The sequence below is a fragment of the Mammaliicoccus sp. L-M44 genome, from assembly GCF_022386355.1.
GTDB lineage: Bacteria > Bacillota > Bacilli > Staphylococcales > Staphylococcaceae > Mammaliicoccus > Mammaliicoccus sciuri_A.
Genome location: NZ_JAJNIU010000022.1, coordinates 1 through 14,418, shown reverse-complemented (window position 1 = coordinate 14,418; position 14,418 = coordinate 1). Strand labels below are relative to the sequence as shown.

General features: G+C 33.0%; 19 protein-coding genes. 2 read left to right on the top strand and 17 right to left on the bottom strand.

The window, feature by feature from the left end:
- Window positions 1–11 precede the first annotated feature (11 nt).
- The 8 genes from LQ611_RS11425 to metG form a co-directional block, all read right to left on the bottom strand.
- Complete coding sequence (locus LQ611_RS11425) at window positions 12–389, bottom strand: RidA family protein (RefSeq protein ID WP_025905572.1); 378 nt, start codon at window positions 387–389, stop codon at window positions 12–14.
- A 16-nt stretch (window positions 390–405) separates the two neighbouring features.
- Window positions 406–1,230: a pur operon repressor gene (purR, locus tag LQ611_RS11420; protein WP_025905573.1), complete on the bottom strand. Its 825-nt coding sequence runs from the start codon at window positions 1,228–1,230 to the stop codon at window positions 406–408.
- A 69-nt stretch (window positions 1,231–1,299) separates the two neighbouring features.
- Window positions 1,300–2,148, bottom strand: a complete 849-nt coding sequence (ispE, locus tag LQ611_RS11415) for a 4-(cytidine 5'-diphospho)-2-C-methyl-D-erythritol kinase (protein WP_025905574.1) — start codon at window positions 2,146–2,148, stop codon at window positions 1,300–1,302.
- A 148-nt stretch (window positions 2,149–2,296) separates the two neighbouring features.
- Window positions 2,297–2,560, bottom strand: a complete 264-nt coding sequence (gene veg, locus LQ611_RS11410; RefSeq protein ID WP_025905575.1) for a biofilm formation stimulator Veg — start codon at window positions 2,558–2,560, stop codon at window positions 2,297–2,299.
- 99 nt (window positions 2,561–2,659) lie between these two features.
- Complete coding sequence (rsmA, locus tag LQ611_RS11405; protein ID WP_239709577.1) at window positions 2,660–3,550, bottom strand: 16S rRNA (adenine(1518)-N(6)/adenine(1519)-N(6))-dimethyltransferase RsmA; 891 nt, start codon at window positions 3,548–3,550, stop codon at window positions 2,660–2,662.
- 4 nt (window positions 3,551–3,554) lie between these two features.
- Window positions 3,555–4,097 carry a ribonuclease M5 gene (gene rnmV / locus LQ611_RS11400; RefSeq protein WP_239709576.1) on the bottom strand — a complete coding sequence of 181 codons (543 nt, stop codon included), beginning with the start codon at window positions 4,095–4,097 and terminating at the stop codon, window positions 3,555–3,557.
- Between the two features lie 54 nt (window positions 4,098–4,151).
- Window positions 4,152–4,916 (bottom strand): TatD family hydrolase, encoded by a 765-nt coding sequence (locus LQ611_RS11395; RefSeq protein WP_025905578.1) that lies wholly within the window; start codon window positions 4,914–4,916, stop codon window positions 4,152–4,154.
- A 21-nt stretch (window positions 4,917–4,937) separates the two neighbouring features.
- Entirely contained in the window at window positions 4,938–6,938 is a 2,001-nt protein-coding gene (metG, locus tag LQ611_RS11390) for a methionine--tRNA ligase (RefSeq protein WP_025905579.1), read from the bottom strand.
- A gap of 232 nt (window positions 6,939–7,170) precedes the next feature.
- On the opposite strand from metG, the gene LQ611_RS11385 reads away from it, so the two are divergent.
- A complete protein-coding gene (locus LQ611_RS11385; RefSeq protein WP_025905580.1) occupies window positions 7,171–7,446 on the top strand; it encodes an AbrB/MazE/SpoVT family DNA-binding domain-containing protein in 276 nt (91 codons plus the stop codon).
- Window positions 7,447–7,511: 65 nt separating this feature from the next.
- On the opposite strand, the gene rsmI is transcribed toward LQ611_RS11385, so the two are convergent.
- Genes rsmI through LQ611_RS11340 form a run of 9 tightly spaced genes read right to left on the bottom strand, consistent with a single transcriptional unit; the run spans window position 7,512 to window position 13,848 of the window.
- A complete protein-coding gene (gene rsmI, locus LQ611_RS11380) occupies window positions 7,512–8,354 on the bottom strand; it encodes a 16S rRNA (cytidine(1402)-2'-O)-methyltransferase (RefSeq protein WP_025905581.1) in 843 nt (280 codons plus the stop codon).
- A gap of 1 nt (window position 8,355) precedes the next feature.
- On the bottom strand, window positions 8,356–8,604 hold the full coding sequence (locus LQ611_RS11375; protein ID WP_025905582.1) for a GIY-YIG nuclease family protein: 249 nt from the start codon (window positions 8,602–8,604) through the stop codon (window positions 8,356–8,358).
- On the bottom strand, window positions 8,597–9,325 hold the full coding sequence (locus LQ611_RS11370) for a tRNA1(Val) (adenine(37)-N6)-methyltransferase (RefSeq protein WP_119475316.1): 729 nt from the start codon (window positions 9,323–9,325) through the stop codon (window positions 8,597–8,599). Before LQ611_RS11370 ends, LQ611_RS11375 begins: the two co-directional genes overlap by 8 nt.
- A gap of 51 nt (window positions 9,326–9,376) precedes the next feature.
- Complete coding sequence (gene yabA / locus LQ611_RS11365; protein ID WP_025905584.1) at window positions 9,377–9,709, bottom strand: DNA replication initiation control protein YabA; 333 nt, start codon at window positions 9,707–9,709, stop codon at window positions 9,377–9,379.
- Window positions 9,710–9,723: 14 nt separating this feature from the next.
- On the bottom strand, window positions 9,724–10,530 hold the full coding sequence (locus LQ611_RS11360; RefSeq protein ID WP_025905585.1) for a PSP1 domain-containing protein: 807 nt from the start codon (window positions 10,528–10,530) through the stop codon (window positions 9,724–9,726).
- A 4-nt stretch (window positions 10,531–10,534) separates the two neighbouring features.
- Window positions 10,535–11,461, bottom strand: coding sequence for a hypothetical protein (locus LQ611_RS11355; RefSeq protein ID WP_025905586.1), 927 nt, complete (start codon window positions 11,459–11,461; stop codon window positions 10,535–10,537).
- A 52-nt stretch (window positions 11,462–11,513) separates the two neighbouring features.
- Window positions 11,514–11,843: a cyclic-di-AMP receptor gene (locus LQ611_RS11350; protein WP_025905587.1), complete on the bottom strand. Its 330-nt coding sequence runs from the start codon at window positions 11,841–11,843 to the stop codon at window positions 11,514–11,516.
- 33 nt (window positions 11,844–11,876) lie between these two features.
- Window positions 11,877–12,497: a dTMP kinase gene (gene tmk, locus LQ611_RS11345; protein ID WP_025905588.1), complete on the bottom strand. Its 621-nt coding sequence runs from the start codon at window positions 12,495–12,497 to the stop codon at window positions 11,877–11,879.
- A 1-nt stretch (window position 12,498) separates the two neighbouring features.
- Window positions 12,499–13,848, bottom strand: coding sequence for an aminotransferase class I/II-fold pyridoxal phosphate-dependent enzyme (locus LQ611_RS11340; RefSeq protein WP_025905589.1), 1,350 nt, complete (start codon window positions 13,846–13,848; stop codon window positions 12,499–12,501).
- A 105-nt stretch (window positions 13,849–13,953) separates the two neighbouring features.
- On the opposite strand from LQ611_RS11340, the gene LQ611_RS11335 reads away from it, so the two are divergent.
- On the top strand, window positions 13,954–14,319 hold the full coding sequence (locus tag LQ611_RS11335; RefSeq protein WP_025905590.1) for a GNAT family N-acetyltransferase: 366 nt from the start codon (window positions 13,954–13,956) through the stop codon (window positions 14,317–14,319).
- The last annotated feature ends 99 nt before the right edge of the window (window positions 14,320–14,418 follow it).

The window sequence follows — 14,418 nt, the reverse complement described above, 5'->3', positions numbered from 1 at the left end:
ATTAATTGAAGTTAGTTATTTATTTTTGCAATCATTTCGATTTCAACTTTTACATCTTTCGGTAAACGTGCAACTTCCACACAACTTCTAGCAGGCAAATGTTCATTAAAATATTCGCCGTATACGGCATTGATGTCTTGGAAATCGTTCATATCTTTTATGAAAATTAAAGATTTAACGACACTATCTAAAGATGCGCCACTTTCTTGAAGTACGACTTTTAAATTTTCTAGTACTTGCTTAGTTTGTTCTTTGACATCTTCAGAAACGACTTCACCTTGTTGATTTAATGGTATTTGACCAGAAGTAAATACTAAACTATCTACTACTACTGCATGGCAATATGGTCCTAAAGCTTCTGGAGCGTTTGTTGCGTTAATACTTTTCATGTTGATTACTCTCCTTTTAATTAAATCTTTTTAAACAGTTGCCTTCTTCTACTGAAAATTGTTGATTGTACTCGTCTACGTCAGATAACCTAACTAAAGATGTATAATCTTCAATCAATCGATGTTTAACTTCTTTTGATTCTACAAGTACTGATACCCCTTTTACTGTAGCTTTAAACTCATTCATCAAATTGATTACACCATTAATAGATCCGCCTGCTCTCATAAAGTCATCAACAATCAATACATTCGAATATTCAGGCAATGTTCTTTTTGATAAAACCATTGTCTCAATCTTTCTAGAAGACCCAGACACATAGTTAATCGATACTGTAGATCCTTCTGTTACTTTATTGTCTTTTCTTATAACCACAACTGGCAAATTAAGCACTTTCGCCACGGCATTTGCTAAAGAAATACCCTTTGTTGCTATTGTAACTACCGCATCAAGTTCTTCATCCATGTACATTGTAGCGATTAATTCCCCTACTTGATTTAATAGTTTAGGATTCCCTACTAAATCTGACATAAATAAATAGCCACCTGGCAACAGTCTTTCTTTTTCTTTTAGTAATTCACACAATTTTTCAATCAATTCACGTGCTTCTTCGACGTACATTTTAGGTCGGTAAGTTACGCCGCCACTTGCACCGGCAGTCGTTTCTATAATACCAAGTCTCTCAGCAGTAAACGTTTCTTTAATAATTTGTATATCTTCACTAATAGACGACTTTGCCTGACCAAAATGATTCACAAAATAAGTCAACGGCACTAACTCGTTCGGATGTTTCAATAAATATTGTGTCATATAAACGATTCTTTCACTTCGTTTAAACCTCATTTATAAAACTCCAATCTCTATTCCGTATTTTAAGCCTAATTATACTATAATCGTTCGCATTCCTCAAAGCTATCCGAGCAGTCTCGCGATGTATACATCGTTACAACATCCCATCAAAGCATTATATACTTGCTTAGCTTGTCTTTCTTTTTGAACAAAGCCATATATAGTCGGGCCACTACCACTCATTAAAGCAGCATCTACACCAGTATTACTCATAGTATTCTTCAATTTCTCAACTTCTGGATACAGCTGCATTGTAACTTTTTCAAGGCTGTTGCCAAGCGACTGACACATTGTGGCATAATCGTTATTTTCGATTGCTTTAAGACACGCTTGTGTTTGTACTTCTTCCTTGTTTTCCAAATCTAATGCGCCGTATATTTCAGGCGTTGAAACACCTATATCTGGTTTCGCGATAACAACCCATGCTGAAGGTGGTTTAGGTAAGTGCGTAATTTTCTCACCTCTACCTTGGCATAAAGCAGTTTTTCCATAAATACAAAACGAAATATCTGATCCAATTTCCGAAGCCAACTCACTTAATGTTTCTAAAGATTCGTTAATCCCCCATAATTCATTCAAACCTCTAAAAGTAGCGGCTGCATCACTTGACCCACCAGCTAAACCTGCTGAAATCGGTATGCTTTTTTCTAATGAAATCTTCACACCTTTTTCAATATTGTATCTATCTTGCATCAACTTTGCTGCTTTATAAGCTAAATTTCTATGATCACTTGGTACAAAATTATGTTCTACATCAATAATAATTTCCCCATCGTCTCTACACTCAAATGTTAATCGGTCATTCAAGTCGATGGTCGTCATAATCATTTCCACTTCATGATACCCATCTTCACGTTTATATAACGTATCTAATGTTAAATTAATTTTTGCTGGTGCAGTTTCATAAATCATATACTTGCCCTCTCTAAAACTTATTATTATGATTTTACCATAAATAAAAGTTAGAAAGTATTAGCTTTATTCTATTTTTTGGCATAATAAAAAACCCTACGCCATATCACAGTCATATCGCGTAGAGTTTTTTATTAAATACCTTTAATTATTGAACGATGAATTCCTCTTTATGTTCATTCATAAAAGTTACTTGGACATTCTCAGTTAATACATCAGTGTATGTATAAGATACACGCTCAAAATTATGTTTCTCTTGATCTAATTCGACCACGAAAACTGATGGATACGTTTCCTTAAGCACGCCACTTCGCTCAATTAACTTCTTACGTCCTCCATTAGCTTTAAGTACAATACGATTTCCTAATTGACATTCCAATATTTTTTTGATGTCTACTAAAGTCTTCGGCATATTGACCCACCTCGCTATAGATAAAATTATACTACGAAAGTGGATTTTTGTCAAATAAAATTTAAATTTTATCAAGTTGATAAAGCAATGTCAATATATTTACACAGATAAATTCGGGTATTTTTTCAAATTGTTACAAAGATGTGCATATTCTTGTATTGTTAGCGTTTCACCACGTCGCTTAGGGTCTATGTTTGAAGCATTTAGCCATTCGACGATTTCATCTTTATGCAGTTTGCCATCTTTAATTGTATTAATATAATTGTTCAAAATTGTTTTTCGTCTTTGTCCGAAAGCACCTTTTGAAAGCTTGAATAGTAGTTTCTCATCATCTACTTCGACGATCGGTTCAATACGTTTCGTTAATTTAATAACGATTGAATCAATATTCGGTGGTGGCATAAAGACAGTCTTCGGGACGACTAAAACACGTTCAGTTTCAGTGTAATACTGACAAGCTATTGATAATGAACCATAACTTTTACTACCTACTTCAGCGTTTAAGCGTTCTCCTACTTCTTTTTGCATCATGACAACATAGCCATCTATTGGTAAATCATTTTCTAGTAAATTCATCAATATAGGCGTCGTAATGTAATAAGGTAAATTGGCAACCAACATAATTTTATCGCAGTCTTTTAAGTGCGTTTCAATTTCTTTTTTGACGTTGGCTTTCAATATATCTTCATTTACAACTGTTACATTGTCATATGGACTTAACGTATCTTCTAATACAGGTATTAATCTTTGATCAATTTCAAAAGCCAATACTTTCTTTGAAGCTCTCGCTAATTGTTCAGTAAGTGAACCCATTCCTGGTCCAACTTCAATAACACCTGTATGCTCATCTATATCACTAGCAGAAATAATTTTTTGAATAATATTTGTATCGATTAAAAAGTTCTGACCTAAACTCTTTTTGAATTTAAATCCATATTGATCTAATAACGCTTTTGTACGTTTAGGTGTTGCTATATCTTTATCGTTCATCGTGTCACTCCTCTTTATATCCCAGTACTTCTTTTACATCTTTCTCAGTATAACCGAAGGCATTTAATTTGTTTAGCAATTGTTTGCCATTTGAATGGCCTATATTTAATTTACTGCATAGTATTTCGCGTTTTCTTCTAGCGTCTGGTCCTATAATTAATCCAAGATCAATTAAGACTGCTTTATCAATTGTTTCAATGTCCGCTTCTAATGGAGAACTTACATTTGTAAGTGCATCTTTAATTGTTTCAATTGAGGCATGCTCAACGCCTATTTTCCCTCTTTTATTTTTAGCTTTATCTCTTGGTATAAATGCATGTTTCACACTAGGGATATACTGCTTGATTGTATTTCTAATTTTATCACCTGGGAAATCTGGGTCGGTTAATACAATGACACCACGTTTTTCATGCGCTTGTCTTATAACTTCTAGTGTTTCTTTTGATATTGCTGAGCCATTTGTTTCTATCGTATCGCAATCTACTGCTCTTTTAACATTAACTGTATCATCGCGTCCCTCAACAACAACAAATTCATTTATCTTCATATTCATTTCCTTCTTTAAAGATGCCCCAAAACAACCGTTTTGGGGCATCATATTTTATAATTTAAATAATCTTTCAGCATTTTCTGTAGTAGCTTTACATACTTCCTCGTAAGAAATACCACGTAATTCAGCAATTTGTTCTGCAACAAGTTTTACACGTGCAGGCTCATTTCTTTTCCCTCTATAAGGGTGAGGTGATAAGTATGGTGCATCTGTTTCAACAAGTAACCTATCTAAAGGTACATGTTGAGCTACTTCTTTTGGTTGTTTCGCATTTTTGAACGTGACAGGTCCACCCAATGAAATATAGAAATTCATTTTGAGTATTTCATCAGCTATTTCGTTTGAGCCACTGAAACTATGCATAATGCCGCCAACTTCACTTGCATTTTCTTCTTTTAAGATATCAACGCAATCTTGAGTTGCTTCTCTATTATGAATAATGATCGGTAGTTGAACACGTTTAGCTAATGCGATTTGCTTTCTAAATACTTCTTTTTGGATATCTTTAGGTGACTTGTCCCAGTGATAATCTAATCCCATCTCACCTATACCGATGATTTTTGGGTGTTTAGACAATTCTTCAATCCATTGTAGACGTTCTTCCGTACAATCAATTGCATCAACAGGATGCCAACCTATAATGCCATATATAAAATCATACTGGTCTATTAATTTCATTGTTCTTTCAATCGTGTTCGTGTCGAAACCAACGACGAACATTCTATCGATACCTTCTTCCAAAGCTCGATCGATTACTTCTTGTAAATCTTCATCGTATTGATCCGCATTTAAATGGACGTGTGTATCTATTAACATTCGAATCTTCCTTTCAGTACTTTACTTAATGATAGATCCGTTTTGTATTGCATTTGGTAAACCTACTAAAGTAAGTGTGCCGTCTTTCTCAGCTGATAAAATCATACCCTCTGATAATTCACCACGTAATTTGACTGGTTTTAAGTTCGTAACGACCGCTACTTTTTTACCAACAATATCTTCAGGTTTATAAAATTCAGCTATACCTGAAACAATTTGTCTCTTTTCGTTACCTAAATCTACTTTTATTTTTAAAAGTTTATCTGATTTTTTCACATAGTCTGCACCTGTAACAGTAGCAGCTTTGATTTCTACTTTATCAAATTGATCAATTGTAATTTCTGGTTTAGATGGTACTACTTCTTCCTCAGCAGTTTCAGCTTCTTCTTCAGATGGTTCTGCAGTCGTTCCACCTTGCATAGAATCCTTGATGAATGCCACTTCTTGCTCTACATCTAATCTAGGGAAAATAGGCTCAGGTTTTTCAATCACTTTAATATCTTGATCAATAGCGCCATATTGTTCAATACTTTCAAATGTATCAAGTTTACCTTTTTCCAAGTTTAATTGACGGAAAATCTCATATGGTGCATGTGTTAAGAATGGACGTAATAATACTGCTGCAAATCTAATGTTTTCAACTAAGTGAATCATGACATTTTCTAGCATTTCACGTTCATTTTCATCTTTAGCTAATACCCATGGTGTTGTTTCATCAATATACTTGTTTGTACGACTAATCAACTTCCAAACTTCTGCTAAAGCAACTGAGAATTGCATGTTTTCCATTGATGAATAGAATTTATCTTTAGTATCTAAAGCCATTTGTTCCATCTCTTCATCTAATGGGTGTAATTTACCTTTATATTTAGGAAGTACGCCATTAAAGTATTTATTAACCATTGCTATTGTACGATTTACTAAGTTACCTAAGTCATTAGCTAAATCGTAATTTGTTCTTTCAACGAATGCTTCAGGCGTAAATACACCATCTGCGCCAAATGGTAATTCTCTCATGAGATAGTATCTTGTTGCATCTAAGCCGTATTTATCAATTAAGACGTTCGGATCTACAACATTACCTTTAGATTTACTCATTTTACCGTCTTTCATCAAGATCCAACCGTGAGCAAATTCACGTTTAGGTAAAGGTAAGTCTAAAGCCATCAATAAGATTGGCCAAATAATTGAATGGAATCGAACGATTTCTTTAGCCATTAAATGCACATCTGCTGGCCAATATTTTTTAAATAACGTATCGTCATCTGATAAATAACCTAACGCAGAAATATAGTTCACAAGTGCGTCAATCCAAACATACACAACGTGTTTAGGATTAGAAGGTACTTTAATACCCCAATCAAAAGTTGTTCTAGAAATCGCTAAATCTTCTAGACCAGGTTTAATAAAGTTGTTAATCATTTCATTCTTACGAGAAATCGGTAAAATGAATTCCGGATTTTCATCGAAGAATTTAAGTAAACGATCAGCATAGTTATCTAATTTAAAGAAATAACTTTCTTCTTTCACAAGTTCTACTTCATGACCTGAATCAGGACTCTTACCACCGACGATTTTGCCATCTTCATAAACTGGATCGACAAGTTGTGTTTCAGTATAATATGTTTCATCTGGTATTGAGTACCAACCTTCATACTCACCTAAGTATATGTCACCTTGTGCTAATAACTTTTCGAAGACTTTTTCGACAACTTGTTTATGTCTTTCTTCAGTAGTTCGAATAAAATCATCATTAGAGATGTCTAATTTCTTCCATAAAGATTGGATACTTTTAATAATGCCATCTAAATATTCTATTTCAGATAAGCCCGCTTCTTTAGCTTTTTCTTGTATTTTTTGACCATGTTCATCTGTACCAGTTAAATAATGAACATCATAGCCTTGTAACCGTTTATATCTAGCAATTACATCACCAGCAACCGTAGTATACGCATGACCTATGTGTAAATTCCCGCTCGGATAATAAATCGGTGTCGTAATGTAAAAAGTCTCTTTCGTCATCAGCGTTTCCTCCTAATATCTTATCTATATAATATACCGAAAATTAAGCATTTTTTCAATATTACCTGATTATGGTATAGAGATAACAATTGTTTTATATTTCAAAATTTAAACGTATGCAATATATTGTTATATTGACATTTTCTTCAATTCATATTAGTATACTATTTATATAATTGTCGAATGAATGTCGAATTAGATAATTATGGTTTTATTAAACGGAGGTAAAAAGATGAAATCAACTGGAATCGTGCGTAAAGTAGATGAACTAGGCCGTGTAGTAATTCCTATCGAATTACGACGCATATTAGACATTGCTGAGAAAGATGCTTTAGAAATTTATACAGATGACGATAAAATTATCTTAAAGAAATACTCACCTAACATGACTTGTCAAGTTACTGGAGATGTTTCTGAAGACAATTTTGTTTTAGCTGATGGTAAAATTGTCTTAAGTAAAGAAGGCGCTCAGCAACTAATTAATGAGATTGAGAAAAAATCAAAATAATAAAAGGTGCATATAAAAAAAGGAAATTTAAAGTACATCGTTTACTTTAAATTTCCTTTTTTTGTTTATTCGTCAATATGATACGCTTCGTATACATCTCTTTTTTTCATATTTCTATCTACTGCTACTTGTTTAATTGCATCTTTAGATCTCATTTGATGTTCATTTATATAAATTTCGACATGTTGAACGAGATCCAAGTCTTCCCACCAATGATCCACTTGTGTCGATTCATCGACACCTTCAATCAAGATGACGAACTCACCTTTTTGAGGTATACGCTCATCTGATAGCATTTCTTCAATGACCTTTATTTGATTCGTTTCCACTTGTTCGAATTTCTTAGTAAGTTCTCTTCCAATTGCTACTTTTCTTTCTGGATCTATTTCAGCTATTGCTTGTACCGTTTGTTTAATTCTATAAGGTGACTCATAAATCATAGACGTTGATTCTCTCGTCATCCATTTTTCCAATACATCATGTTTCTCTTTCGCATGTCTAGGTAAAAATCCTAAAAATACAAATTTATATGATGGTAATCCACTTGTCATTAATGCCGTAATAGCCGCATTAGGTCCAGGAATCGTTTCAACACGATAACCATTATCCCTAACTTGATTCACAAGTTCATAACCAGGATCACTTATACAAGGGCAGCCTGCATCAGAAACGAGCGCAATATCTTTGCCCTCTTCTAATAACCTCAATATTTGCTCAGAAGACTTATCTTTATTATGTTCATGGTAAGACTTAAGAGGCGTTTGTATTTCATAATGCTGACAAAGCTTGCCTGTAACACGTGTATCTTCACAAAAGATATAATCGACTTCTGTTAACATTCTAACCGCACGATAAGTGATATCTTCTAAATTTCCGATTGGGGTTCCTACTAAATATAATATAGACATATTACCCCTCCTTAATAAGCGCTAATTTTTGTTTTCTACTTAACTGTTTTAAAGCATATTCTCGTTTTAAAGCTTCGGATTTATTATCGAATGTCTCATGATATACAAGTTTAACAGGACGTCTCACTTTAGTATATTTAGCACCCTTACCTTCATTATGGACTTTTAACCTTCTGTCTAAATCTGTCGTATAACCAGTATATAATGTTTGATCCTTACACTCTAATATATATGTATAATGGTTAACCATAATATACAACCTTCATTTCTTTTGAATAATCTCCATTTTCATCATAAATATAAAATGGCTGTTCAACTTTCAATCCTGCTTGGCCACCACTTCTACCTTCAACTAAAATCGTAACCGCTTCTTTCTTGTTAGGTGTACTATATACCATTCTTAATCTTTTAGGCTCGATTTTATATTGTCGAAATGCGCTTAAGACATCCATCAGTCTTTCCGCTCTATGGACCATTACAAGTTTACCACCTTGCTTTAACAAATGCTTACTTGCTTTTAAAACATCATCTAATGTGCAGTATATTTCATGTCTCGCAATTTTATGTGCTTCTTTTTGATGTTGTATTTGTTGATTTTCTTTAAAGTAAGGTGGGTTTACCGTTACAACATCAAATGTTGAAGGATGATATGAGGTTGATACATTCTTCAAATCCATTTGTCTAATAGATATTTGGTCTTCTAATTGATTATGAGCTATCGTTCGTTTAGCCATATCCACTAAAGCCTCTTGAATTTCTACCGCTTCAATACTAGCTTGAGATTTGTGTGCCAATAACAAAGGAATAATGCCATTACCAGAACATAAATCTATTACTTTATCTTTATTTCGTACCTTTGTAAAATCTCCTAATAACAATGCATCTGTTGAAAATGAAAACACATCATCATTTTGAATAATTTCAAATTCTTCTCTTAATAATTGGTCGAGTCTTTCTCCCGAATTCAGCATTTAAACACCTCACTTAAAAAAATCAGGCATATAACATGCCTGATTTTCTTATTATCTATTCAACACTTCTAAACAAAATAAACAATCTTGTCCTTGTCTGTGTTTACCAAACAATTCTCCTCGACAAATATGAAAACCTTCATGATATAACATAGCTAAGTTATCTTTACTTTGAAGTGGCTTTAATTTCTTGTTTGGCTTTTTCTGTTGATTGTCTTCACTTGTTTCCATTACACGCTTCAAACTTTCATTCTCCATTTGAAGGGCAACATTGTCTTCGACTAATTCAACTGCCTGGTTTTTCAACTTTTCCATATGTTCATTAATTTGCTTAAGTTCATTCTCTAATGTCATAATCGTTTCAAACAACTCGTCCCTATTCACAATATAATCCTCCCTTATGAATGGACTTCAAGTAATTCATCAAGTTTATAATCAAAGAGTTGTTCGAAACCTTTCACTTTAACTTGCATTGTTATATCTAAAATATTTAATCCGACAACTTTGCCGTCACCCTCTGGCGTCACAACAGTTGTACCAATATCAGGTAATTCATTTCTAACTTCTTCATAATAGTCATTTTCGTATTTTAAACAACACATTAAACGACCACAAGCACCTGATATTTTAGTTGGATTTAATGATAAGTTTTGATCTTTAGCCATTTTGATTGAAACAGGTTCAAAATCACCTAAAAATGTTGAACAACATAACGAACGACCACATGGACCAATACCGCCAAGTAATTTCGCTTCGTCTCTCACACCAATTTGTCGTAACTCAATTCGTGTTTTTAATTCATATGCTAAAGATTTTACTAAAGTTCGGAAATCTATTCTATCATCAGCTGTAAAATTAAAGATGACTTTACTTTTATCTAATGTATATTCACAATTAACAAGTCGCATATTAAGTTCGTGAGTCGCTACCAACTCTTTACATAATGCCAAAGCATCGTCTGCATCCTTTAAATTATCTTGATATTTTTGAATATCAGCTTCTGTCGCATGACGGATAACTTCTTTCAATGGTAAGACAACATCATCTTTGCCTACATGGCGATTCGTTAATTTAACTTTACCAAGTTCAATACCACGTTTAGATTCAACGACAACTAAGTCATTTTCTTTAAAACGTTCCCCATTTGGTGAGAAGTATTCTTTCTTCCCAGCTTTTTGGAATTGAACACCAATTATTTCATACATTTAATCACCTCTTCCCATTTATAACCATTTGTTCTAATACTAACGTTGCATTAACGTTTTGCGCTAATTTACGGTTTGCTTCCGTTATAACTTGTATATAATTCGAAATGTCATTTAAAGATAAATATTGACTGATCTCTCTAATTTCCACTTCTAAATCTGGATATGCCTTTATCGTATCTATTTGAATTTTGGCATGTAATAAATCTTGAAAATAAGCATTCAAGCTATTTAAAAATAATTGCTGCAACGGGCGTGTGTTAGCAATTTTTATGCAATCGATCAAATAAATCATTGCCATCTGTGTATCTTTGACCATCAATTCAGCAAGTTTCGTTACAGTTTTTCTAAGCTGTACAAACAATTGTTCTTCTGTAAGAGCAAGTGCTTCTTCTTTATCAGAAGTAACAAAACTCAATGTATGCGCAATTGCAGAAGAAATACCAGACAGTTTTAATTCTTCTATATAATTTTCTTTAGATGCAGGTTTAAAATGAACAAGTTGGCATCTTGAATGTATAGTTGGCAATATTTGATCTTTCTTGGTTGTCAGTAACAGGGCAATTGTATTTGGAGGTGGTTCTTCCAAAAATTTAAGTATACTATTTTCACCCTGTACTGTTAGTTTATCAAAAGCTTCAATAATGTAAACTTTATATTGGCTTTCGATAGGTTTTTGATTCATTTTTCTGAGTAATTCTTCTATTTGTTGTTTCTTTATCGTTGTTTCATCTGATTGAATATATACAAAATCAGGATGATTAAAATTTTGAACTTTAACCACACAACTTTGTTCTGATTCACATAATATTTGTTCTGCAAAATATAAAGCTGTAGATTTCATTTCAAACATATTATCTCCCTCAAATAAATAGGCATGAGATAATTGTTGTGCACTTAATAAATGATCAATCTCTTTGGTTAATTGCATATTTTACGCTCCTTGCAATAAAAAAGCTGCTCAAACGGCAGCTCATCAGTTCTTAAAATTGATGGAATTGTTCAATTGGCATAACGAATACAGTTGCGCCACCTACTTCAACTTCTACAGGGTAAGGAATATAAGAATCCGCACTACCGCCCATTGGTGTGATAGGTGAAACAAGTTGTTCACGATTACCACAAGTTCCATCGATAACACGTAATAATTCATCTACACGTTCATCTTTGACACCGCATAAGAATGTTGTATTTCCAGCTCTTAGAAATCCACCAGTTGTTGCAAGTTTAGTGGCTCTAAAATTCTTTTCTATAAGTGCTTCTGACAAGTTTTGACTATCTTGATCTTGGACAATCGCTATTACCATTTTCATATCTAAACACCTCTTTATTTATTATATCATATTTTAATCTTGTTTCAGATATTTTACTATCGTAGAATATGCATCATCTACAACCTTTTCTAATGGTTGCGTCGCATCAATTACTTTAATTCTATCTGGATACTCAGCAATTAATTTTTTATAACCATCTGTAACTTTGTGATGAAATTCTATTTTTTCTTTATCCAAACGATTCGCATTACGTTGATTATCTTTAATTCGATTTAAACCAACTTCAGCAGGTACATCAAAATATAACGTTAAATCAGGATAAAGGTTATCAATCGCAAATTCATTAATTGCCTTAACTTCTTCTACCCCAATTTCACGTGCGTAACCTTGATAACTTAAAGAACTATCAACAAATCGGTCACATAATACCGTTCCACCTTTATTAAGTTGAGGTAAAATTTTCTCCACTAAATGTTGTCTTCTAGCAGCAGCAAAAAGCAGTGCTTCTGTCCTTTCATCCATGTCATCATCACTATCTAACAACAAGTTTCTAATCGCTTCGCTTATTTTGATACCACCTGGCTCTCTAGTCAGTAAAATATCATAATCTTGATTTAACTTTTCATAAACTTTATGTATAACCGTCGTTTTGCCAGAACCCTCTGGACCCTCAAACGTAATAAATCGTCCCATTTTATTGTTCATCCTTTACCTTGATTTGCTTGTTTAATATACCTTCCACTCTACCACCTCTATCAATCCATTGTAAAAGAGAATCCACTATTTCTTTACGAATATTTTCTCCTTTTAAAATGACTGGTATACCTGGTGGATAAGGCACAATATCTTCAGCAGCAATATAGCCATATGATGTATTCAAGTCCATCATTTTTGTTTTTTCAATATCGCTGTATTTATACATTGTACTATCTGTTTCGTATGGTAATTTAAATTGTACTTCTTCTTTGAGTTGATGCTTAACGTTCACTTTAATATTTTTAACACGATCAATCATATCTTCAAATGGGAACTTATCTGATTCATGCCATAATGGTAAGACTAATAACACAAATTTATAATCACATAACTCTACATAGATATGCACATCTTCAAATAGTTTTTGAATTTCAAATCCGCTTAATCCTCTATAAGAAACAATTAATTTAAGAGGGTCCTCTAGACTACCCACTTCAAATCCAACATTTTCCATCGTTTCAATGAATGTTTGTCTATTGCACCTGAATTTTTCATCATCATACTGCTTATAAAATTTTTCCGCACTTTCTAAACTAGCCATAATAAGATATGAAGGGCTTGATGTTTGCAACATCTTCAAGTACTGTTGAATATTTGCTTTTATTTCTAAATCTTCTCTCATATACAGAACAGAACCCATTGTTAAGGCTGGTAACGTCTTGTGGTAAGACTGCACGACTATATCAGCACCATATGTCATAGACGATTTAGGGAAGTTTGAACTCATACCAAAATGTGCCCCATGTGCCTCATCTACCAATACAGGAATTTGGTGTTCTTTTAAGATTTTAATAATTTCTTCAATATCAAATGTTTCACCATAGTAATTAGGATAAGTAAAAACAGCTAATTTAATATGATTCAAATCTAAATCCCTTAATGAAGCTACACCGTTATATTGGTTTGTCTTATCTGATATGGTCATAGGCATAAACTTAGCATCTTGCTTCGTCAAATTCAAAGCATTAAATACTGATTTATGCGCATTTCTAGGAATTAATACTTCCCCCTCTAAATGCGCCACTGCATAAATTGCAGATAGTATTCCAACAGTTGTACCATTAACGAGATACTGCCCATAATAACCAGGATACCTATTCAATTCAGACATACTCATCTTTATACATGATTCTGGTTGATGCAAATCATCAAGCCCAGTTATTTCAGTCATATCCATAGCAAGATTTATTTCATCTAAATAACCAATTGTATGATTATGATGCCCTGGAACATGTAGTGAAATGGCATCATGATCATTTAGAGATTTTAATTTTTCATTAATATTCATAAGGCTACCTCTTAATTTTTAGTCTTTATCATTATATCAATGATAAAGTCCAACGTCATTCCTGTAATAATTAAAATAAGATATACTTAAAAAGGAGTGAGTAAAATGTTTATTAGAAATGCAATTGACACAGATATACAATCTATTTATGAAATAGCTCAGCAAGAAGGTTGGAAAACATTCAGTATTGAAAAAATCCAACAATTGCTTATTACATCTCATATTATTGTAATAGAAGTAAATAATGAGGTTATTGGTTATACTAGATTCTTAACAGACGAAACTGTCACATTATATATTACAGAACTTGTCGTTACAAAGAGTCATAGAAAGAAAGGATATGCTAAAGCACTAATTGACTATTTATTAGCACAATATCCTTCTGTTCGAATAGAATTATTATCAGAGAACAATTCTTTTTACGAGAAATTACATTTTAGAAATATTGGAACTGGCTATAGACTACCTTAAAAAATTACAAAAAAAAGAGACCTAACAGGTCTCGAGTGCGGCTCATCGCATCCATTTATAAATATTTGCCCGGCAACGTCCTACTCTCGCGGAACGTAA

Coding starts and splice junctions, on each gene's coding strand:
- LQ611_RS11425 (WP_025905572.1), bottom strand. CDS start 389: ATGAAAAGTATTAACGCAACAAACGCTCCAGAAGCTTTAGGACCATAT.
- purR (WP_025905573.1), bottom strand. CDS start 1,230: ATGAGGTTTAAACGAAGTGAAAGAATCGTTTATATGACACAATATTTA.
- ispE (WP_025905574.1), bottom strand. CDS start 2,148: ATGATTTATGAAACTGCACCAGCAAAAATTAATTTAACATTAGATACG.
- veg (WP_025905575.1), bottom strand. CDS start 2,560: ATGCCGAAGACTTTAGTAGACATCAAAAAAATATTGGAATGTCAATTA.
- rsmA (WP_239709577.1), bottom strand. CDS start 3,550: ATGAACGATAAAGATATAGCAACACCTAAACGTACAAAAGCGTTATTA.
- rnmV (WP_239709576.1), bottom strand. CDS start 4,097: ATGAAGATAAATGAATTTGTTGTTGTTGAGGGACGCGATGATACAGTT.
- LQ611_RS11395 (WP_025905578.1), bottom strand. CDS start 4,916: ATGTTAATAGATACACACGTCCATTTAAATGCGGATCAATACGATGAA.
- metG (WP_025905579.1), bottom strand. CDS start 6,938: ATGACGAAAGAGACTTTTTACATTACGACACCGATTTATTATCCGAGC.
- LQ611_RS11385 (WP_025905580.1), top strand. CDS start 7,171: ATGAAATCAACTGGAATCGTGCGTAAAGTAGATGAACTAGGCCGTGTA.
- rsmI (WP_025905581.1), bottom strand. CDS start 8,354: ATGTCTATATTATATTTAGTAGGAACCCCAATCGGAAATTTAGAAGAT.
- LQ611_RS11375 (WP_025905582.1), bottom strand. CDS start 8,604: ATGGTTAACCATTATACATATATATTAGAGTGTAAGGATCAAACATTA.
- LQ611_RS11370 (WP_119475316.1), bottom strand. CDS start 9,325: ATGCTGAATTCGGGAGAAAGACTCGACCAATTATTAAGAGAAGAATTT.
- LQ611_RS11360 (WP_025905585.1), bottom strand. CDS start 10,530: ATGTATGAAATAATTGGTGTTCAATTCCAAAAAGCTGGGAAGAAAGAA.
- LQ611_RS11355 (WP_025905586.1), bottom strand. CDS start 11,461: ATGCAATTAACCAAAGAGATTGATCATTTATTAAGTGCACAACAATTA.
- LQ611_RS11350 (WP_025905587.1), bottom strand. CDS start 11,843: ATGAAAATGGTAATAGCGATTGTCCAAGATCAAGATAGTCAAAACTTG.
- tmk (WP_025905588.1), bottom strand. CDS start 12,497: ATGGGACGATTTATTACGTTTGAGGGTCCAGAGGGTTCTGGCAAAACG.
- LQ611_RS11340 (WP_025905589.1), bottom strand. CDS start 13,848: ATGAATATTAATGAAAAATTAAAATCTCTAAATGATCATGATGCCATT.
- LQ611_RS11335 (WP_025905590.1), top strand. CDS start 13,954: ATGTTTATTAGAAATGCAATTGACACAGATATACAATCTATTTATGAA.